The following is a 19,307-nucleotide window of genomic DNA, read 5'->3' on the forward strand; positions in this document are numbered from 1 at the left end:
CAGCTTCATCTGAAGAGCAGGTGCGACTTCTAAAACACTTAAAGCAATTGGTGAATGTTATAGAAGAAGAGTAAGTAGTAATAGGCTCCCTAAACAGGGAGCCTGTGTATGTATTGGGGTTCAGCAACTGTTGGTGAATCACAAAGCCGGAACCTTAATTGAATTAGTTTATCAGCTTTGTAACAGTTTAAAGCTGACTGACTTTCTGCATTATCTCTCTGCCTTCAGTCTCTACATAGTTGAGGAAAACTTTAGCGAGTGGTGATAAAGGTGTATTTTTCGCCCAGTAAAACGACCATTTAGTTTTAATGGGTAAGGATTCCACGTTAACCACTTTTACATTGTAGACGTTACCAAAAGCCAAAGTATGTGCCGACAGAATCGAAACACCCAGTCGCGATAAGACCGAGTGAATGATGGCTTCGTTACTGGCTATAGTCATTTTAATGTTGGGCTGATACGGGTGGTCTTTAAAGAATGCTTCTGTTGCATATCTTGTCCCTGAGCCAACCTCACGAATGAGAAAATCCTCCTCACAGAATTCTTGCAGCGAAACGCTCTTTTTTTGGGCAAAAGGATGACTGGCTTCTGCGATCGCAACGAGATCGTTTGACATGAATTCTATCTTTTCAAGCTCCTGGCTGTCTGGTAAATGGCTAAACACGTAAAAGTCATCGACTCCATTTTCATAACGATCAATAACTTGCTGCCTGTTGGCTATCGTGAGCTGAATATCTATCCCCGGATAGCGCTCACGAAATGGCCCCAGTAGGTGCGGTGTGAAATACTTGGCCGTCGTGGTAACAGCCAACCTCAGAGTTCCTGATTCCAGTCCCCTCAAACTGGAAAGAAGCATGTCCAATTCTTCGCAACTGTGTAGTATTTTTTTTGCCGTTTCTACCGTTGCCAGACCAGCATCGGTAAACTTCATTTTTTTGCCTACCTGTTGATAAAGTGGCAAACCGATCGCTTCTGTTAGCTTTTTTAGCTGCATAGAAACCGTCGGCTGAGTTAAAAACAGCGTCTCTGTTGCCGATTTTATGCTGCCCCCTTCATAAACTGCGAGCAAAATTTCCAACTGACGAAACGTTCCGATATATGCGTGTAGCCTCGACGCCATAATCCCTCCGACAACAACTGATAATATAGATAAAAGTAGATTATTTTCATTAATATTATCTATTTTAATCTATTATATTTTAAAAGTAACATGCGCTGAAAATTTAAGGAGACTGTTATGAATTATCGAAATATGGCCCTGTCAGCGATCACTATTGTTATGTTGACTATGTTTTATTTTTACGGTGTATCAATAGGTTATAAGCCATCTGGCTTCGTCACTATCGCCGTAGCACTGATGGGGTTCACCTCGTTGAACGCAGTCATATCTTGTATACGTAAAATGGGGTTCAGTACTCACACAGTAGCTGTGCCGTACTTGAGCAAGGGCAATTAAATTATGGTCATAGATGCGGTCGTTGCATTTTTCATTCTCGGTATCGTCATTCAATTGGTGGGAGCTAAGATCCCATTCCCCGAAAATCTGTATAAAGCGCTCAGTCTAGTTTTAATGATCGCCATTGGTCTCAAGGGAGGCATAGCGCTGCAAAAGCATCTTGACCCCGACCTTCTCACTATGTCAGTGGCGGTAGTGGCATTTGGCCTTACTATTCCATTAGTGGCTTATCCAATACTTAGGTTTTTCGGTCAGTTGGATAACATCAATGCTGGTGCGATTGCAGCCCATTACGGTTCTGTAAGTGTCGCAACCTATGCCGTCGCAGTCGCCTTACTAGAGGCAGGAAACATCAGTTATGAGGCTTACTTCCCACTTTTTGTCGTTTTACTCGAAATGCCCGCCATTCTGGTCGGTCTTTTATTAGCAAAAGGAAGCCTGAGGCATATCAACACGACCTTTATCCGCAAGGAACTAATCGCTAACCCAAGTATTCTTCTTATGATGGGTAGCTTAATCATCGGCTATATTGGAGGGGAAAGTGTACACAAACTCTCTCCATTGTTTATAGAACTGTTCTCTGGTGTATTAGCTTTGTTCCTGTTGAAAATGGGCCTAACGGCTGGCAAACAGTTAACTGCGTTGAAAAAAAATAGCCTATTTTTAATCAGCTTTGCGGTTTTGATGCCAATGCTCGGAGGTATCGCAGGTACAGCCCTTGGCCTAGCACTACAATTAAGTGCCGGAGGCATTACCCTAATGGCAGTATTGGGAGCCAGTGCTTCTTATATCGCCGTACCAGCAGCGATGAAAGAGAGTTTACCGGAAGCGAACTCGGGCATGTCGATTACCGCGTCACTTGGGATCACTTTCCCTTTCAACGTTTTGTTTAATGTCCCTTTCTTTATTGCCGTTGGACAGCACTTGGGCAGCTAATTTGTGCGTGCTTTAACCTGAGGTGATGAGGGTTTTCATCACCCTGTTTCAATAGACCAAGACGGCGGTAAATCTAAAACTTTGCGCGCCGCTTGGTCGGGCTGTATGTTCGAGGGGTTTCAGGCCACCTACTATCACCCACACAATACCACCCAATCTATAGCTGATTGAGTTCTTCCTGATCGCCATGATAGCGGGAAGTGAGATAGAAGAATGCGGCAGTTCTTGAGGTGTATGTCCTCGAGTTCTTGAGGTGTATGTCCTTAATTTCCTGCAATCGAATCTGTAAGTGTATTCGCCCTCGGATAGGAGCCTATTAAATATCGGTTAAAGTCGAAACCGGGTAGTATGAATGACGATCACATTCTCAAACCCTTGGTTTGCTCCAAGCTTTTCGAGCTTTTTCAATAAAGCGCTGTCCTTGGCCTTAAGGGGTGTCCAAGTATTCATCTTAAGCCCCAACGGTTTAATGATGCTATCAAGCAAATACTTGTCTACAAACTCAAACAGAGATATATCATAGCTCAAGGATCGCATCTGCTGAGACTTTAGTTGGTCTTGAAGTTGGCTCACATAAGCTAGGGTCTGCTCTTGGCTAGTTAGTCTCTGAGGTAATGAGGTTGGTAGGTAATAACTGGTTTTCCACCCCTTTTCACTAAGCTCTGAGATCCTAGGAGAAATCGAAGAGGTTTCGATCAGAGTTCTTCTTTTAAGCTGATATCGGCTATCAAGGTTTTCCAGAGTCTCAAGTACGAAAGAGAGGTTCTGCTCATTAATATTCTTGATGTCAAACCAGAGCGCTTCAAAATATCGATTTTCATACGCTAAATACGCTTCTAGACTCTGACCAGTTAAGGTTTCATGATCATGCCCAACTTGCATGATTCCATCACTAATAATTAAATCTAATTCTATACGTTGAAAGCCTTGATGTTTGGCGTCGTCCATCGCCCCAATAGTATTGACTCGATGCGCCATCAAGTTTTTATTTTTGTTAAGATTAACCTTGGTTTTATGCCGTGATAAGCTCGAGATTGGCAGGCTGGCATGCAGAGTTTTCGCTTGGTGGAGCGGCAAGGAGTAGCGGTCTGACCCTATATCGAGGTGTTCTGCTTTTAGATCGCTATTGATTTTGGTGATACCAAGTAGATAGTCAAACAATAGGTCATTAGTAAAGACTTTATCTTGATTGCTTACAAGGTTAGGCCTTGGCTCTTTGCTCCAAACCAGAAAAGGGATTTCAGCCATTGTCTCTTTAAACCGTCGAGAATCGTGACCTAACTTTTCAAATACTTCTTCTCCATGGTCGGAGAAAAAGGTCATTGAGGAGAAGTGAGGTGTATTGGAAACCAATTCATAAACCTGAGACAGGATCCGGTCGGCAAATGCTACCGTTTCATCATAGCAGTCGTTTTGTTTGCCCTTGTATAAATAATTAGGAGCTGGTGGAAGAGAACGTGCTTGCCCTTTTATTCGGTCACAATATGCAATATGACTTCCCATCATATGCAGAACGATGAAATGGTTTTTATTGAGGTCTTGCGTCGCTAGATAACCTCGCAGTTCATCTATCAAGGCATCGTCCTGCTTTCGGCTAAAGTCGGATCTACCAACATTGGTATTAATAAACCGAACATAGTCACTTTCAAAAGCAAGTGCGGATACGTGGTTGTCCCATTCACCAGCTGACATTTGATTGCTGATCCAAGCCGTTTGAAACCCTACTTGATTAAGCACATCAATAAGCGATGCACTGGCAAAGTAATCGAGTTGGTTATATTGATTACTCTGAGTAAGAGCTAGGGTTAGTACCTCCATGGTATGGGTGTGATTAGAATACGCATACTGCAATTGAATAGGCTGTGATTGTGCTATCCATGGTGTCGTTTCTCTACGATAGCCATAATTAAACATATGAAATCTAGAAAGCGATTCACCAATAACCAATAGATGCAGACTATTCTCACTACTTGTAGTAACGCTATATTTGGATGCTGAAGATTTTCGTTTGTCAATAACGGCGCGAAGTTGTTCAAGCTCAAAGTAATACTGCTCGATATGACTCAGGACATTGCTAAAGCCTTTGAACGTATTTGGTTGCAAGAGTGAAAAGAAACTCAAAGGAATGAGTACCAGTGCAAACAATGGCGAGTTGGCTCGTTTTTTATTGACTGAATAGCGTAACCAGAACCCTGTCAGCACAACACTTATTGCAAGTATAATGAATGCTTTGGGCTCTGCTATATAACCAAGAAATTCCGATGCTTCTTGAGTGTTCGTTTGAAGCAGAGCAAAAACGAATTCCTTATCCAAACTGCCGTAGTAAAGACCTGTCAGTAGAATCACAACTGAGCTAATTACAAATATCGTAACAAGCACTCTACTAGCTATTCGAAGCAACCCATATTCTGATTGGCTAGATAGATACAGCAACAACCAAGTATTACTGATGATCACAAAGGAGCTGAGTTCGAGTTTGACAGCAAGTAGCTCTTTATAAGCGGATAGACTAAGCAGGTTGAGCAGGAAAGTAATGAACAACAACTTAGTTTTACATGAGTAAAGCAAGCAGCAAGCAAGCCATAAAACGCCACTGCAAGCAACAAGGCCTTGCATGAATAAAGAGGCAGAATTGACGTAGCGTACGTTTGTGACTAGCAACGCAGTAAACAAGATCAAGAATAACAATTGTGGCAAGCGTGAGATAAAGCTTGAAAGAGACATATCCATACATCCCGTTATTTTCTTGGCGTTTTAAGTATTGGAGCAATGTCACCCATGGGGTACATCAGCAATTGTAGTCAATAATGGCTTACACTAACTTGTGAATACACGCGTGACCAAACTTTAAACTCAATATGCTCTTTTAATGCTCCTAGTTGGTTGACCTTATTGACATCTTTTATTCCATCGACAAAGCAGATGATAAGCATCGTGGTTTTCATGCAAGCCAGCCTTCAAAGCCCTATCCGAAGGGCTAAGGCTTTCAGGCCACCTACTATCATTCACACAATACCACCCAATCTATAGCTGATTGAGTTCTTCCTGATCGCCTTGCGCGTAACTACCAAGATGAGTAGAAAAGCTCTTGGTCTTAATCAGTTCCAGTACTTTATCTTTAAGCTCTTTCGGATACATACGTTTGTCGTTCAGTTCAGATAATGGCACCCATTGCACAGACTGGATGTATTCTTCATCGTTAAGCCCTGCAAGGTTCTCGATATGAGGCTCGCCATGATAGCGTGAGACATGATAGAAGAATTCGGAGTGATAACGGTTTCTGTGTGTTTCAAGAAACTCACGTACACAAATCAGTTCTCCGGCTTCAATATCTAGCCCAGCCTCTTCTTTAAATTCTCTCACGACACAATCTTTTGAGCTTCTGTCGCCCTCTTCCATGCCACCACCCGGTGGGATCCAATACTCTCCTGTAAAGTCTCTGACTTTCAAAAGCAGTATCGCGTCATTGTCGATGAGTATACCTGCCGCCCGAATTCTCTGTTCCATTGTTAACCTTTATTGATTGCCATAGACCTGAAAGGCCGCATTAAGTAGCTGCATGTGGATCGGTACCAATTCACTGTGATCCGTTCGATAACCGCCTCCAACAACACAACCTATCGGAAGTGAGTTTGTCTTTGCCAGCTCAAACATGGCAACGTCTCTTTGGTAAATAGCTTGAGTAGAAACATTGAAGTAACCCAGCTCGTCGTCTTGATGGATGTCCACGCCCGCATCATAAAGGATCAAATCCGGTTGATGCAGAATAATCGCCATTTCGACAACTGAGACAAACGAGCTAAGAAACTCTTCATCACAGGTTTCACGGGGTAAAGCCACATCCATATCTGAGTCTGGTTTGCGAGCAGGAAAGTTTTTATCACAATGAAAAGAGAGCGTTACTATGTCATCGTGATCGGCACATAATGTCGCTGTTCCATCACCATGGTGAACGTCACTATCAACAATCAGCACTTTGTCGATACTTTCATAGGTTAATGCTCGTTTCGCCGCCAAAACCAAATCATTGAGTAAACAAAAACCACTGCCAAAATCATAATGCGCATGGTGATATCCGCCACTTAGGTGGATAGCCACACCATATTCAATCGCTTTTTCAGCCGTCAGGCAAGTTCCACCTGCCGAGGTCAACGTACGTTCAATAAGGCACTCACTCCACGGAAAACCAATACGTCGCATCCGAGCTGCAGGCAAGTGGCCAGAAAACAGTTCAGACACGTATTGCTTACAATGCGTTTTAATCACTTCATCAGGGGTCAACGCTTGGGGCTTACAATAGTGAAAAAATGTTCGCCACTGCTCGTCACGAAAACGCACTTTTTCGATTTCATTGAATAACAGTCGGTACTTATGGATCGGGTATCGGTGACCTTGAGGTAACGGCAGCTCTGAGTAGATGGAGTGATAAATCAGTGGAATCATTGATATCCGTCGATATTTGAGTTTTTAGTATGGTAACAAGTTGCATCATGGTTTGAAATCACCTTAAATGATAATAATTTTCATTTAATTGATTTGAGATTTTGCATCGTCTGAAACTGTTTGTACTGCTAGGAGTCATCGTCGGTTCAGTAGGCGCTATATCTTTGTTTTCACTGATACTGTTCTCTGCTTGGTGGCTGGTTGATTTTACGTTGACCGCTTAGCAAAATAGCCTAAATACTTTTACAGGAGTTCTCCATGAAAACTGTTCTAATCACCGGAGCTAACCGTGGTATCGGGCTGAGCTTAGTCAAAAACTATCTTGCTCAAGGCTGGCAGGTTCACGCAACCTATCGCTCAGAGAAAAGCTCGCAGGAGCTCCTTGAGCTGGAAGGTGACAACCTGACGTGTCATCTGTTCGAAGTGACGGATTATCAAGGTCTGAGTGAGTTCGCCAACGCTCTACCAGCACTTGATGTACTGATCAATAATGCCGGCTATTACGGGCCAAAAGGATACAGCTTTGGTCATACCGATATCGACGAGTGGCGCAAAGTACTTGAAATTAACACCATCGCGCCACTCAAACTCGTTGAAGCACTTTTCCCCAATCTACAAAGAGGTCAGCTCAAAAAGATCGCCTGCCTCTCTTCTAAAGTGGGTAGCATGACGGAAAATACGTCGGGTGGTGGTTATATTTATCGCTCATCCAAAGCCGCGCTTAACTCGGTAGTGAAAAGCCTGAGTAACGACCTTTCCAGTCAAGGTTTCACCGTTTTAGCGCTTCACCCAGGTTGGGTACAAACAGAAATGGGCGGACCAAACGCGTTAATTGATACGCAAACCTCTGCCGCGGGACTGGTTGAAGTGATCGAGAGCGCCGATATCAGCCGCTCTGGTAAATTTATCAACTATGATGGCAGCGCACTTCCTTGGTAATATCTAAATCAACAAAAAGTATCACTTTTAACTAACATTAGATTGAATGTGATACTTTAAGGCCCAACAATTCAGATTGAGCTCGTTAAACTTACATAAAATCAGCCCAAACATCACTGACACAAACTATCACCCAGTACCTTTCCATCGCTCCAGCAGACGATCATTCTCTTGAAGGAGTTGCTGATCATTTTGGTATGAGCCGGGCAACGCTGATCCGAAAGCTTAAACTGGAAGGTAGTCAGTATCGGCAATTACTGGCGCAGGTGCGCCTTAGCCATGCATTGCAATTGATGCAAAAACATCCATATGATGGCTACCAGTTAGCGCAAATGTGCGGTTATCAGTCGGAGGAGCGCTTCCGTCAGCGCTTTAGAGAAAAGTTTGGCGTCACACCAAGAAAGTATCAGCGAACTATAGGCAATAATCATTAACTGCTCTTACGACGCGTGGTCGCACGTTTCTGGCCACCAGCTTTCGCACTGCTTCTCCGCTTACGCTTAAAGGCAGGTCGTTCCACCTTAGGAAGATGACGTAGCGACTCAGGCACTTCGCCGCCTTTGACTTGCTGCATTAAACCGTCAATACGCGTTTGCAATGCCTGCATAAATGGGCTGTAGGCTTGATTACGTTCAGCCATTCCTTGAAGCTGATGTTCCCAATGTGCCGTCATATCGGGATAAGTGGACTCGGAAGGCAATGCATGCACTAGCCCTCTTCCCGCTGGTGAACTGAGGATTGTTTTGCCCTGTCGTTGCAGCAGTTGACGCTTAAACAGCGTATCCAAAATCCCTGCGCGAGTCGCTTCGGTACCTAGGCCATCGGTTTCTTTGAGGATTTTTTTCAGCTCTTTGTCTTCAACAAAACGAGCAATGCCTGTCATCGCTTGCAGTAACGTCGCTTCAGTAAAGTGCTTGGGCGGCTCAGTTTTACGGTCTTTAATCTCGCCTTCGCGACAAGTCAGCACTGTGCCTTCATCAAGCGGGGGAACCGCGTCAACGCCTGTATCGTCATCGTCCACTTTTCCCATTAACGCTTTCCAACCAGCCGATACAAGCTGGCGACCTTTGGCAATAAAAGTCCCTCCAGCGATGTCAAACACCAGCTTCGCCTCTGCATAAACCGCGGCTGGATAAAACTGCATTAGATACTGGCGAGCAATTTGCTGATAGATTTTCATCTCATTACCTGATAGCGCATTAACGGAAGCCTTTTTAGGTGTGGGAATGATCGCGTGGTGCGCGTCCACTTTTTTATCATTCCATGCTTTTGATTTGAGGCTTAAATTGGCACCATGAACCGCCTGACCTAGCTCGTTGCAGTTATTCGATATCGCATCACAGACACTGTTGGCTTGTCCATAATGTTCCAGCGGCAGGTATCGGCAGTCCGACCTAGGGTAAGTAATAAGCTTGTGCTTTTCATACAAAGATTGACAGGTATCTAAGACCTGTTGAGCACTCATACCAAAACGCTTGGCAGCGTCAATCTGTAACGCAGAAAGAGAATAAGGCAAAGGAGCCGATTGCTTAGTTTGTTTTTGCTCCGACTCAACCACCTTGGCAGGCTGATTCGTAATGCGATTGGAAACATTCTCGACCAGTTTACGATTGAGAACCCGCCCCTCTTCATCTTGCCAAGGCTTACATGCTTCACTCGGTTTCCAGCGAGCACGGATATCAAACGCACTATTGCCATCCTGATAGGGGATCAAGGCATGCAAGGTAAAATAGTCACGAGGAACGAAGTTCTCGATCTCTTCATCACGACGAACCACCAACCCAAGCACGGGCGTCTGAACTCTGCCGACTGACAACACCCCCTGATAGCCCGCTTTTTGCCCCAGTAGCGTATAAGCGCGGGACATATTCATCCCATACAGCCAGTCAGCTCGGGAGCGAGCAAGAGCGGAGACCGAAAGAGGAATAAACTCGCGGTTACTGCGCATCTGATTTAGCGCGCGCTTAACTGCTGGTAAGTTGAGGTCGCTAATCAATAAGCGTTGCGTGGCTTCTTTTTTCGTCTTACTGACTTTGCAGTAATCCAACACTTCATCCACCAACAACTGACCTTCACGATCAGGATCGCCAGCATGAACGATTTCAGACGCATCTTTGAGTAGTTTCTTAACTACTGTCAGTTGTTTAGAAGCCGACTTGCGAGGACGTAATTGCCAGTGCTCAGGAACGATTGGCAAATCAGCCAGATTCCATTTTTTGTATCTGTCATCGTAGGCGTCTGGTTCTACCTGCTCTAGCAAGTGGCCAATACACCAGGTCACCACGTCGCCATTTCCACAACGAATAAAGCCTTGATCTTTCTTCTGCGGATTAGGCAGGGCCGCAGCGATAGCTCGACCCAAGCTCGGTTTTTCAGCAATAAACAGACGTGACATAAAACTTAATCAGGCAGATACAATAAGGGCCACATTATCGAATGTGGCCCTTAAAAATCAAGAAAAACTGTAAATTTAGACAGTGGTTTTCAGTTATTCTTCATCCGTACCAGCACGCTCGGCTGCTTCTTTGATAAGAGGCTGAAGTTCACCTTTCTGGAACATCTCAATAATGATGTCACAACCACCAATCAGCTCACCTTCAACCCAAAGCTGTGGGAATGTCGGCCATTGTGCGTAGGCAGGTAGCTCAGCACGGATATCTGGGTTTTGTAGAATATCTACGTAAGCGAACTTTTCACCACACGCCATTAGTGCTTGTGATGCCTGAGATGAGAAGCCGCAGCTAGGTAGCTTTGGAGAACCTTTCATGTAAAGAAGGATAGCGTTCTCTTCGATTTGTTGTTTGATTTTGTCGATGGTTTCCATTACTTCCTCTTCATGGAGTGACTGCCAGTGATTCGCCCATTTTAAACCATTGGCTGAGAATAAAAAGCCTATAATATCTGCGGTTTTATAGAAGAAAGAAATTTGTCGAGGCGCTTTTATTAAAGTAAAAACTTGTTAGACTATACCCAAGTCAGCAAAATTACATGGTTGGCTTTTGGCGAGCCATGAATAATAAATAACACTGGAAGCAATCGAGAGAGTTTAACTCTTTCATATCAATGGAGAATCGAGCAATGGCATTTGAACTACCAGCTCTTCCTTACGCAAAAGACGCGCTAGAACCACATATCTCAGCAGAGACTCTAGATTTCCACCACGGTAAACACCACAACACTTACGTTGTTAAGTTGAACGGTCTTATCCCAGGCACAGAGTTCGAAGGTAAATCACTAGAAGACATCATCAAGACTTCTACTGGCGGTGTATTCAACAACGCTGCACAGATCTGGAACCACACGTTCTACTGGCACTGTCTAGCGCCAAACGCAGGTGGCGAGCCAACAGGTGCTGTTGCAGACGCAATCAATGCTGCATTCGGTTCTTTCGAAGAGTTCAAAGCAAAATTCACAGACTCTGCTATCAACAACTTCGGTTCTTCTTGGACTTGGTTAGTTAAGAAAGCAGACGGCTCTCTAGAGATCGTAAACACGTCTAACGCAGCGACACCTCTAACAGAAGAAGGTACAACGCCACTTCTTACTGTTGACCTGTGGGAACACGCTTACTACATCGATTACCGTAACGTTCGTCCAGACTACATGAATGGTTTCTGGGCACTAGTTAACTGGGACTTCGTAGCAGAAAACCTAGCTAAATAATCCTTGCCTATAGGATGATAAGTTTAGTCGCTTAAAAAGCCAGCACTTCGCTGGCTTTTTTCTTTTCTAGTCAGTTATTTCCCCTAAAGTTCACCTCGATATTGCCGCTACATAGTCATCAAGCGAGGTAACATGCAAACTCAGATTCACACTCTAGACAAAGCAGGCATTATTAACGAACTTCAGTTCGGCAAGGGGATTAACCATGCTGTTCATGAAGGACGTCGCGCCGACTTCGCCTTGATTCTGTCGATGTTTTCTGACGACGTTCGTGATAACACACCTATCGAGAAAGTAAACGAACAAGATACGACAGAAAAAGCGTTGCGGCGTCGCTTCGAAATACAGCCTCCCCAGCAAATTCGTTCTGACCAAAGCTCCTACCCAATTTCAGCGATACAAGCCGATATGTTTCATCGCGCGGGATTGCCAAGCGCCAAACTCACTCACTACCTTCACCCAGAAGTTTTGGCCTACATGCCTGAAGATACACACGACCTTCCCGAAGAGATTTACAATAATTTATCTGGGCATCAGCGCCGACAACTAGACGAAAAAGAGGCTAAGGAGCTGATACCAATCGATCTCTACAACCAGTTGATCAAAGCTCAGCGCACCTTCCAGATCCAAACGCAAGTTTAAAGATCTAGCGAGATCACATAATTCTGTGGCTTACGCCACTCAATACTCAACCTGTCACTTATAAATGTGAATAAGCGCAAATTATTTGCTTTAAGCACAAGATATGCACAAGTTATTTGAGCTTATTCACACTTAAGCAACAACTAATCTACCATGCTATGTGGACAACCTTTTCAGCTATGGACGGAGGCTCTCTATATGGATATAAAAAGTGCCGTGATTTTAATCACTTCGGCAGGCTCACAGCTTGGTAGTACACTCGCTACGCACTTTGCTTCACTAGGCGCCACCGTCATTTTATGCGACAAAAGTGCAGTGCAATTGAACGAAACCTTCGTGCGTTGTAAAGCCATTTCCCCTGATATTTATCAATATGCTTTGCCAGATCATTCCATGGATTCTATCCACTCACTGTTCAGATTTATTGATCAATCGGTTCATCAATCACCCAATGTGTTGATCAATGCGTTGACCAGTCAGGCGATGCCCAAGCTCTTTGATGAGCGGGCCGGAGATGTTTTTACGCAGCATTTATCTCTAATGGCCGCAACATTGTTTAGCTTTGGCCAAGCTACGGCAGAAAAAATGCGTCAAGACAAAAAAAATGGCGTGATTGTAAATGTGATTGCTCACGCGAATTACCATGATTTATCAGGGTTTGAGAACGCAACCTCTATGGTTGCCGGCTTTACTCAGAGCTGGGCTAAAGAACTAACGCCGTTTAACATTCGCGTCGGTGGTGTGGTCCCTTGCTACGAACAAGAAGACACACAGTGGGCTGAAATCCACGATGAACTGATCCGCAATACAGAATACATTGTCTCAAACGATTATTTCAGCGGCCGCGTGATGGCCGCCTAAACTAAAGGGACCGAAGAAGCTTTTCTGACGCTTCTTCGATCAAGTCCAGCACCAATTCAAATCCCTTGTCTCCTCCGTAATAAGGGTCTGGGATTTCCTCTTCAGCGGCTTCGCCGAAACTAAGAAACAGTCGGATCTTACCTTGATGTTGCAAAGGGCATTGTGCTTTTAAATCGGCTAAGTTGTCTTTATCCGCTGCTAAAATCAGATCGAAATACTCAAAATCGTAATCGACCACTTGGCGAGAACGAATCCCTTGAAATGAGTAACCTCTTTGTTCTCCCGCAGCTTGCGAGCGGGGATCTGGAGGGTTACCTTGGTGGTAGCCAATCGTACCAGCCGAATCGACTTCGACATCTACGCCCATTTGCTCTGCTTTCGCTCGCAGAATCGCTTCTCCGGTTGGAGAACGACAAATGTTCCCCATACACACTACAAGTATTGATGGTTTATTTCTATTATTCATAGTGTTACTCCTAAAATTGTTATGCCCAACATGCACATTATTTTAGCATTAAAACCTGCTATCAAACTTCGGCTTAGATGAGGCATTTTCATCTAAAGTAACCCACACCATTGTTACAAAGTCAGAGCCCATCGTCTGTTTTTGCGCACATCGATGGATGATCTTTTTAGCCCAACCTTCCGTGGACCAAAGGGCAATTAAAGTCGCAACGACTGAAGAACCCGCATTGATTGTGACGCTCATAGAAGAGGGATAGCAAAATGTAGAAATCGTGTACGACTTGGTCTTAAATACATGAGTGGGTCCCGACCGGGCAATACTAGTCGTAACGCTAAATCTCACAATATCAAGCTTTCTCACTAAGCTGATGGCCATAAAATATCATCGACTTTGTCACAGTGAATGAACGTTTGCTACTTGCAAGAGAATGAACGAGTTTACCGACCCACTTTGTGACTCATAAACCGGATAGGACATCAACCATGCATTACGTCACCGTCAGTATTGGCAGCAACATCGACAGGGAATTTCACGTTAGTCAAGCGTTGAGCGCACTTGAGCACTTTTTCGCGCCTCTAACCGTTTCCAACTTTTACGACTGTGTTCCTGTGGGTTTTAAGGGCGAAAACTTCCTCAATTTAGTCGTAGGATTTGAGTGCTCTCAATCCGTAAGCGAACTAGCAAAAATACTCAGACAGATTGAAGATGATAGTGGTCGTATACGAATTGGAGAAAAATTCGCCTCCAGAACACTGGATCTCGACATACTTACTTTCGATGATCTGGTCGGTATCATTGATGGCGTAGAACTCCCACGAGGAGAAATTACTGAAAACGCCTTTGTACTTCGCCCGCTTGCAGACATTATCCCTGATGATATCCACCCGCTCACAACAGAGACCTATGCACAACTTTGGAGAGAGTACGACAAAGACACTCAACAGGTAACAAAGACTGATCACATATGGCATAAATCATCACTGAAGCGTGCTTAGATTCACATCTACACCTTTCCAAATGCAAACTGATCTCAGCAAGCTACTATTACGTAGAGATTACCGTAATCCTAAATTGGGAAGTTAAGATGAATCACAATGCCATAATAACAATCACTAACCTCAGACTTCGTACCTATATCGGGTTCAACGAAGAAGAGAAAACCAAGCAGCAAGACATCATTATCAACGCAGAAATTCACTACCCGGCTAACAAACTGTGCTTAGAAGACAATATTGACAACGCTTTGAATTACAAGACCATCTGTAAAGGCATTATTCACCACGTCGAAAACGGCCGTTTCTTACTGCTGGAAAAATTGACCAGCGATGTTCTTGGGATCTGTGTCGATCACCCTTGGGTCTCATATGCTCAAGTAAAAATCGACAAACCTCATGCTTTGAGATTTGCAGACTCTGTTTCTCTTACCTTGAACTACAAAGCACAAGCAGGAGAGTAAGCATGATTTCACCAGAAGCGCACAAAGTACAACAAGCGTTAATCGCACGCGGGTTGGAAACACCACTCGTTCCATCCGACATGACGCCAGATGAAAAGTACCATCGTATTCGAGGCCTACTTACTGAAGTAGTCAGTACATTAGGGCTAGATCTTACTGACGACAGCTTGTCTGAAACCCCCCACCGCATTGCAAAAATGTACGTGCATGAGATTTTCTCTGGTCTGGATTACCAAAACTTTCCTAAGATCAGTGTGATTGAAAACAAAATGGCCGTGGATGAGATGGTCAAAGTATCAGATGTGAACCTCACCTCGACCTGCGAGCACCACTTTATCACTATCGACGGCCTAGCTCAGGTCGCCTACATCCCAGACAACAAGATCTTAGGTTTGTCCAAAATCAATCGTATCGTACGCTTCTTTGCACAGCGTCCACAGGTACAAGAGCGTCTCACCCAGCAGGTCTTAGTCGCGATTCAGACCCTGACGGAAACAGAAAATGTTGCGGTGTCGATAAAAGCAACGCACTACTGCGTCAAGTCCCGAGGTGTAATGGACACCAGCTCGGAAACATCGACTACAGCACTGGGCGGTATTTTCAAAACCAATCCACAGACCCGTGCGGAGTTTTTAGGATGAAAGGAACGGTAGTGATCACGGGCGTTGGTAAAAGATTGGGGTTAGCCTTAGCACAAGATTTTCTTGCTAATGAGTACAGGGTCGTTGGTACTTATCGTACCGACTACCCTGAGCTCGAATCTTTGCAAGCGCAAGGGGCCGATTTACATCAGGTTGACTTCTATCATCAACAAAGCATTGATGCCTTTATTCAATACCTCAACAATGAATACGCCCAGCTAAGGTGCATTATTCACAATGCTTCAGACTGGTACCCTGATAAGCCAGCGGATTCTAGTAATCACGCTCAAATATTACAAAAAATGATGGCGATTCATGTCAGTGCCCCGTATCAAATGAACTTGGCACTGCAAGGCTTACTCAATCAGGGGCCAGACAGTAGTGACATTATCCACATCAGTGATTATGTCGCTGAAAAAGGCAGTAAAAAGCACGCAGCCTATGCTGCAAGTAAAGCTGCGCTCAATAACCTAACACTTTCATTCTCAGCTATGTTAGCGCCAAATATTAAGGTGAACACCATTTCCCCAGCCCTGATCAAGTTTAATCAGCATGATGATGAAGCCTACAAACGAAAGGCCCTCGCCAAAGCGCTCATCCCCAGAGAAGCAGGCTTTGAAGAGATAGTAGAAGCCGTTCGTTTTATCATGTCTAGCAAATACATGACTGGCAGGAATATCCATCTCGATGGTGGTAGACATTTGAAATGACACAATGATTGCTGGTATTTAGCAGCATTTTTTTTGGTTATGATAAGGCTAAACTCACTTAGGGAATGATTCATGCCTGATCAAAATTCAAAGCAAGAACGACATAAAGCGCGTCAGCAAAAAGTAAAAGAGCAAATCGACGCAAAAGTAGCGGCTGCTCAGGAAGAAAAAGGTTTGCTACTGGTCATCACGGGTAACGGCAAAGGTAAATCCACTTCCGGATTTGGTACTATTGCCCGTGCTGTAGGTCATGGCCTCAAGTGTTCCGTCGCCCAGTTTATTAAGGGGACATGGGACAACGGTGAGCGTAATTTGCTAGAGAAGCTCGGGGTTGAATTCCAAGTGATGGCGACGGGTTTTACTTGGGAAACTCAGAATAAGACCACCGATACTGAAGCCGCACAAAAAGTCTGGCAAGAGTGTAAACGAATGCTGACCGATGAATCTATCGATGTGGTTCTGTTCGATGAACTAACTTATATGGTCAGCTACGGTTACGTTGAGCTTGATGAAGTCGTAGAAGCATTGAACAAGCGACCCAAAATGCAATCCGTTGTGATCACTGGTCGTGGCGCACATCGCACTTTGATCGAAATGGCAGATACTGTCTCTGAAGTGAAGAACGTTAAGCATGCCTTTGAGTCCGGAGTGAAGGCACTTAAGGGTGTTGATTGGTAATCATCTGCGGTGTTAAAAAATGAAGACTAGGTGATAGAACAACGTTTTCATTTTCCCTCCCTTGAACCTAGGCACATTCGTCCGGTGAATCTGCAAGCATTTATGGTAACGTTATAAACGGACGCCAAATAAAAAGCGCACCCTTGGGTGCGCTTTCAACTGCTATCCAAATCGATTAGTTGAACAAACCTTTCAGTAAACCATTGATCACTTCTTTGGTCTTTTCATCTTTGATTTTGTCACCCAGCTTCTCATCAAGTTTCTTCAGACCGCGATCAATTTCTTTCTGCGCTTTTTGCTTCAGAACATCATCGAAAACCAGCTTGAATTTAGGCTGCTGCCAAGAGCCAGAAATGTTGATTGGAATCGTCACATCACGCAACTCATCAATGTCTTTGCCACCCTGCCCCTCTAAAGAACCGACAATTGAAGTACTGACCGTGAAATCAACGGTTTGAGTCAGGTAATTGGCACTACCGTTGCCACGAATACGCAACAGTGGTGATTGCATCGTTAAATCGTTGGTCGAGACATTACCCTTGTTCAGTTTCAGCGTCGCCTTCATCGCACTAAAGTCCGTCTTTTGTGTCTCATTGCTAGACTCAACTTTCTGGCCTTTTATTTTGGCGTAGTTTTCACGAATCAATTGTGCAACGTTGATACCGTTAACGGCGCCATCGGTGAAGTTAATACCTACAGTCCCGACCAAGTTTTTCTGAATACCCGTTGGGGTCAGACTGGTGCCTTTAACGTCAACATCAATGTTGCCCGTACCTTCCAGCATGTCATTGTTTGCCACGTCTTTGAGTAGTGGCAGAACTTTAACACCTTTGATTTGCTTCTTCGCTGTGTAAGACGCTGGGCTCTTACGTGCATCCAATTTAGCGGTTGCAGTAATTGAACCTTGGTACAAGTTTGACGAGAACGATGTCAACTCTGCAACCCCTCGATTGACATAGAAGCTCGCTGTAACGTTTTGCATTCTGGCGTTGCTGGCTTTGAACTTATCAATAGTGATATCACCTTTGACGTCCAACGTCTTCAACGCTGACAAATCAGGTTCTACTTCAGCTTGTGGCTTACTTGACGATGCGGCAACACTATTTGTGGATACAGGGTCGCTATTAGAGCTTGTCGAGTCTGTATTTGCTGGAACCGATGTATCAGGTTGTGAAGCATTCTCTGCTGGCTTATTCAGACCAAGAAACTCATCCAAATCGATGTTAGGACTGTGCAGAGCAAAACGTACTTTTGGAATATCACCTAGCGTTACATCCGCTTTACCATCAAAAGCCAGAGCATTGGCGGTTAATTTCTCTAACACAAAGCTCAAGTGGCTTTTCGTCAGATCAAACGTCAAATCAGAGGCCATATCCACTTTCATTGGCGATTGAGGCAGTGCATCACCTTTGAATGTCGCATCCAAAGTCAGCTTATTCATCACCACTTTAGAAATCGCGGTGTCTATCGTCAGCGCACCTGCACCTTTCATATCGATGTCGAGACCAGCAGCTGTACCTGCAACGCTGTAAGTCAAAGCGTTTGCTTTATCAAACTCAAACGTTTCTAACCCAAGCTTGATTGAATCCATCTTGGTTGCTGGATCACTAAAGCTCGCATTGAGAGCAATATTGCGCAACGCATACTCAGCAAAGCCTTTTGCTAGCTTAAATTCAGCACTGCCTTGCGCCGTGAATTTTTGCTGGTTGTTTTCGCCTTTGGCAGCAAATTCTGCTTTGGTCCAAGTGTCGATAGCAAACTCAGACAAGTTAAGCGATACGTCGTAAAGCTTAGTGTAAGAGCCTGCCTGTTTATCTTGGATTTCAACCGCAGCATTGGAGACGGTGACTCCTGCAAGATTAATCGTCCAAGCAGAGACAGGACTTGGGCTTGACTCTGACGGAGCGTTTTCCGCAGATGCTTCGGGGCTTGGTGTATCCGTTACCGTTGCGGCGGCCTCCACCTGCGTAGTTTGAGCCTGAGTCAATACATCAATGTTCTTTCGACCATCTTTGAGTGTTTCGAGGTAAAACTCAGCACCCGTGAGAGTAACATTGCCAATTTCAAGTTGTTGACTGAGTAAAGGCATAACAGAAACATCTACGCCTACTGTGTCAACTTTAAACATATTTGGCTGGCTAAAACCCTGCGGATTACGCAGTTCTGTTTTGCCTAGCTCAAAGCCGATAGACGGGTAGAATTGCCAGCTGATATCGCCTTCAATGATTAGCTCAAGGCCTGTTTGTTTTTGCGCCTGCTCAACAATGAGGGGTTTAAATTGGTTTGGGTTAACCAACAGCACCAGTGCCAATAGTGCACCGATAATGATTACTAGAGGAATCGCTATATATAGCAACAGTTTCTTCATCAGCATTGTCCTTGCTATTCGGGTATTGGTGGACAAATACCCCAATTA

At 44.4% G+C, this 19,307-nt stretch carries 19 protein-coding genes and 1 pseudogene; 12 read left to right on the forward strand and 8 right to left on the reverse strand.

Translation table 11 applies throughout. From position 1 onward, the window contains the following. Window positions 1-187: 187 nt before the first annotated feature. Window positions 188-1,120, reverse strand: a complete 933-nt coding sequence (locus TW84_RS07170; RefSeq protein ID WP_045974976.1) for a LysR family transcriptional regulator — start codon at window positions 1,118-1,120, stop codon at window positions 188-190. 117 nt (window positions 1,121-1,237) lie between these two features. Here TW84_RS07170 and TW84_RS07175 point away from each other — a divergent pair, with 117 nt between their 5' ends. Further along, window positions 1,238-1,456 (forward strand): hypothetical protein, encoded by a 219-nt coding sequence (locus TW84_RS07175; RefSeq protein ID WP_045974977.1) that lies wholly within the window; start codon window positions 1,238-1,240, stop codon window positions 1,454-1,456. Window positions 1,457-1,459: 3 nt separating this feature from the next. After that, window positions 1,460-2,392 (forward strand): sodium-dependent bicarbonate transport family permease, encoded by a 933-nt coding sequence (locus tag TW84_RS07180; protein WP_045974978.1) that lies wholly within the window; start codon window positions 1,460-1,462, stop codon window positions 2,390-2,392. Window positions 2,393-2,719: 327 nt separating this feature from the next. Here TW84_RS07180 and TW84_RS07185 read toward each other — a convergent pair whose 3' ends face one another. The 3 genes from TW84_RS07185 to TW84_RS07195 form a co-directional block, all read right to left on the reverse strand. Further along, window positions 2,720-5,116: a phosphoethanolamine transferase gene (locus TW84_RS07185; RefSeq protein ID WP_162197121.1), complete on the reverse strand. Its 2,397-nt coding sequence runs from the start codon at window positions 5,114-5,116 to the stop codon at window positions 2,720-2,722. Between the two features lie 300 nt (window positions 5,117-5,416). Next, complete coding sequence (locus TW84_RS07190; protein ID WP_045974980.1) at window positions 5,417-5,899, reverse strand: NUDIX domain-containing protein; 483 nt, start codon at window positions 5,897-5,899, stop codon at window positions 5,417-5,419. Window positions 5,900-5,908: 9 nt separating this feature from the next. Continuing rightward, window positions 5,909-6,835 carry a histone deacetylase family protein gene (locus TW84_RS07195; RefSeq protein WP_045974981.1) on the reverse strand — a complete coding sequence of 309 codons (927 nt, stop codon included), beginning with the start codon at window positions 6,833-6,835 and terminating at the stop codon, window positions 5,909-5,911. Window positions 6,836-7,093: 258 nt separating this feature from the next. Here TW84_RS07195 and TW84_RS07200 point away from each other — a divergent pair, with 258 nt between their 5' ends. After that, window positions 7,094-7,774, forward strand: coding sequence for an SDR family oxidoreductase (locus TW84_RS07200; protein ID WP_045974982.1), 681 nt, complete (start codon window positions 7,094-7,096; stop codon window positions 7,772-7,774). Window positions 7,775-7,875: 101 nt separating this feature from the next. After that, window positions 7,876-8,208 (forward strand): annotated as a pseudogene (locus tag TW84_RS07205) (helix-turn-helix transcriptional regulator); the annotation flags it as partial. Here the strand turns inward: TW84_RS07205 and TW84_RS07210 are convergent. Together TW84_RS07210 and TW84_RS07215 are read right to left on the reverse strand one after the other, a co-directional pair. After that, window positions 8,205-10,169 carry a DNA topoisomerase III gene (locus TW84_RS07210; protein WP_045974983.1) on the reverse strand — a complete coding sequence of 655 codons (1,965 nt, stop codon included), beginning with the start codon at window positions 10,167-10,169 and terminating at the stop codon, window positions 8,205-8,207. The pseudogene TW84_RS07205 and the gene TW84_RS07210 overlap by 4 nt on opposite strands. 93 nt (window positions 10,170-10,262) lie before the next feature. Then, on the reverse strand, window positions 10,263-10,598 hold the full coding sequence (locus TW84_RS07215; RefSeq protein ID WP_045974984.1) for a Grx4 family monothiol glutaredoxin: 336 nt from the start codon (window positions 10,596-10,598) through the stop codon (window positions 10,263-10,265). Between the two features lie 254 nt (window positions 10,599-10,852). On the opposite strand from TW84_RS07215, the gene sodB reads away from it, so the two are divergent. The 3 genes from sodB to TW84_RS07230 all read left to right on the forward strand — a co-directional run bounded on the left by sodB (window position 10,853) and on the right by TW84_RS07230 (window position 12,940). After that, window positions 10,853-11,437, forward strand: a complete 585-nt coding sequence (sodB, locus tag TW84_RS07220; protein ID WP_045974985.1) for a superoxide dismutase [Fe] — start codon at window positions 10,853-10,855, stop codon at window positions 11,435-11,437. A gap of 132 nt (window positions 11,438-11,569) precedes the next feature. Beyond that, window positions 11,570-12,079 (forward strand): VC2046/SO_2500 family protein, encoded by a 510-nt coding sequence (locus TW84_RS07225; RefSeq protein WP_045974986.1) that lies wholly within the window; start codon window positions 11,570-11,572, stop codon window positions 12,077-12,079. A gap of 198 nt (window positions 12,080-12,277) precedes the next feature. After that, window positions 12,278-12,940 (forward strand): SDR family oxidoreductase, encoded by a 663-nt coding sequence (locus TW84_RS07230; RefSeq protein WP_045974987.1) that lies wholly within the window; start codon window positions 12,278-12,280, stop codon window positions 12,938-12,940. Between the two features lies 1 nt (window position 12,941). Here TW84_RS07230 and TW84_RS07235 read toward each other — a convergent pair whose 3' ends face one another. Further along, the gene (locus tag TW84_RS07235) at window positions 12,942-13,406 is read right to left on the reverse strand and encodes a low molecular weight protein-tyrosine-phosphatase (protein ID WP_045974988.1); all 465 of its coding nucleotides are present in this window, start codon (window positions 13,404-13,406) and stop codon (window positions 12,942-12,944) included. Window positions 13,407-13,888: 482 nt separating this feature from the next. On the opposite strand from TW84_RS07235, the gene folK reads away from it, so the two are divergent. From folK to cobO, 5 genes are all read left to right on the forward strand, one after another. After that, window positions 13,889-14,401, forward strand: coding sequence for a 2-amino-4-hydroxy-6-hydroxymethyldihydropteridine diphosphokinase (gene folK, locus TW84_RS07240; RefSeq protein WP_045974989.1), 513 nt, complete (start codon window positions 13,889-13,891; stop codon window positions 14,399-14,401). Window positions 14,402-14,490: 89 nt separating this feature from the next. Further along, the gene (folX, locus tag TW84_RS07245) at window positions 14,491-14,862 is read left to right on the forward strand and encodes a dihydroneopterin triphosphate 2'-epimerase (protein WP_045974990.1); all 372 of its coding nucleotides are present in this window, start codon (window positions 14,491-14,493) and stop codon (window positions 14,860-14,862) included. A gap of 2 nt (window positions 14,863-14,864) precedes the next feature. After that, window positions 14,865-15,503, forward strand: coding sequence for a GTP cyclohydrolase I FolE (gene folE, locus TW84_RS07250; protein ID WP_045974991.1), 639 nt, complete (start codon window positions 14,865-14,867; stop codon window positions 15,501-15,503). Next, window positions 15,500-16,213, forward strand: coding sequence for a dihydromonapterin reductase (gene folM / locus TW84_RS07255; RefSeq protein ID WP_045974992.1), 714 nt, complete (start codon window positions 15,500-15,502; stop codon window positions 16,211-16,213). Before folE ends, folM begins: the two co-directional genes overlap by 4 nt. Before the next feature lie 72 nt (window positions 16,214-16,285). After that, window positions 16,286-16,891, forward strand: coding sequence for a cob(I)yrinic acid a,c-diamide adenosyltransferase (cobO, locus tag TW84_RS07260; RefSeq protein WP_045974993.1), 606 nt, complete (start codon window positions 16,286-16,288; stop codon window positions 16,889-16,891). 175 nt (window positions 16,892-17,066) lie between these two features. On the opposite strand, the gene TW84_RS07265 is transcribed toward cobO, so the two are convergent. Beyond that, a complete protein-coding gene (locus tag TW84_RS07265) occupies window positions 17,067-19,259 on the reverse strand; it encodes an AsmA family protein (RefSeq protein WP_045974994.1) in 2,193 nt (730 codons plus the stop codon). Window positions 19,260-19,307 lie beyond the last annotated feature (48 nt).

It is taken from the genome of Vibrio neptunius, assembly GCF_000967495.1.
Taxonomy (GTDB): domain Bacteria; phylum Pseudomonadota; class Gammaproteobacteria; order Enterobacterales; family Vibrionaceae; genus Vibrio; species Vibrio neptunius.

Coding starts and splice junctions, on each gene's coding strand:
- TW84_RS07225 (WP_045974986.1), top strand. CDS start 11,570: ATGCAAACTCAGATTCACACTCTAGACAAAGCAGGCATTATTAACGAA.
- sodB (WP_045974985.1), top strand. CDS start 10,853: ATGGCATTTGAACTACCAGCTCTTCCTTACGCAAAAGACGCGCTAGAA.
- TW84_RS07185 (WP_162197121.1), bottom strand. CDS start 5,116: ATGTCTCTTTCAAGCTTTATCTCACGCTTGCCACAATTGTTATTCTTG.
- TW84_RS07265 (WP_045974994.1), bottom strand. CDS start 19,259: ATGAAGAAACTGTTGCTATATATAGCGATTCCTCTAGTAATCATTATC.
- TW84_RS07195 (WP_045974981.1), bottom strand. CDS start 6,835: ATGATTCCACTGATTTATCACTCCATCTACTCAGAGCTGCCGTTACCT.
- folK (WP_045974989.1), top strand. CDS start 13,889: ATGCATTACGTCACCGTCAGTATTGGCAGCAACATCGACAGGGAATTT.
- TW84_RS07180 (WP_045974978.1), top strand. CDS start 1,460: ATGGTCATAGATGCGGTCGTTGCATTTTTCATTCTCGGTATCGTCATT.
- TW84_RS07170 (WP_045974976.1), bottom strand. CDS start 1,120: ATGGCGTCGAGGCTACACGCATATATCGGAACGTTTCGTCAGTTGGAA.
- TW84_RS07230 (WP_045974987.1), top strand. CDS start 12,278: ATGGATATAAAAAGTGCCGTGATTTTAATCACTTCGGCAGGCTCACAG.
- cobO (WP_045974993.1), top strand. CDS start 16,286: ATGCCTGATCAAAATTCAAAGCAAGAACGACATAAAGCGCGTCAGCAA.
- TW84_RS07190 (WP_045974980.1), bottom strand. CDS start 5,899: ATGGAACAGAGAATTCGGGCGGCAGGTATACTCATCGACAATGACGCG.
- folX (WP_045974990.1), top strand. CDS start 14,491: ATGAATCACAATGCCATAATAACAATCACTAACCTCAGACTTCGTACC.
- folM (WP_045974992.1), top strand. CDS start 15,500: ATGAAAGGAACGGTAGTGATCACGGGCGTTGGTAAAAGATTGGGGTTA.
- TW84_RS07175 (WP_045974977.1), top strand. CDS start 1,238: ATGAATTATCGAAATATGGCCCTGTCAGCGATCACTATTGTTATGTTG.
- TW84_RS07210 (WP_045974983.1), bottom strand. CDS start 10,169: ATGTCACGTCTGTTTATTGCTGAAAAACCGAGCTTGGGTCGAGCTATC.
- TW84_RS07215 (WP_045974984.1), bottom strand. CDS start 10,598: ATGGAAACCATCGACAAAATCAAACAACAAATCGAAGAGAACGCTATC.
- TW84_RS07235 (WP_045974988.1), bottom strand. CDS start 13,406: ATGAATAATAGAAATAAACCATCAATACTTGTAGTGTGTATGGGGAAC.
- folE (WP_045974991.1), top strand. CDS start 14,865: ATGATTTCACCAGAAGCGCACAAAGTACAACAAGCGTTAATCGCACGC.
- TW84_RS07200 (WP_045974982.1), top strand. CDS start 7,094: ATGAAAACTGTTCTAATCACCGGAGCTAACCGTGGTATCGGGCTGAGC.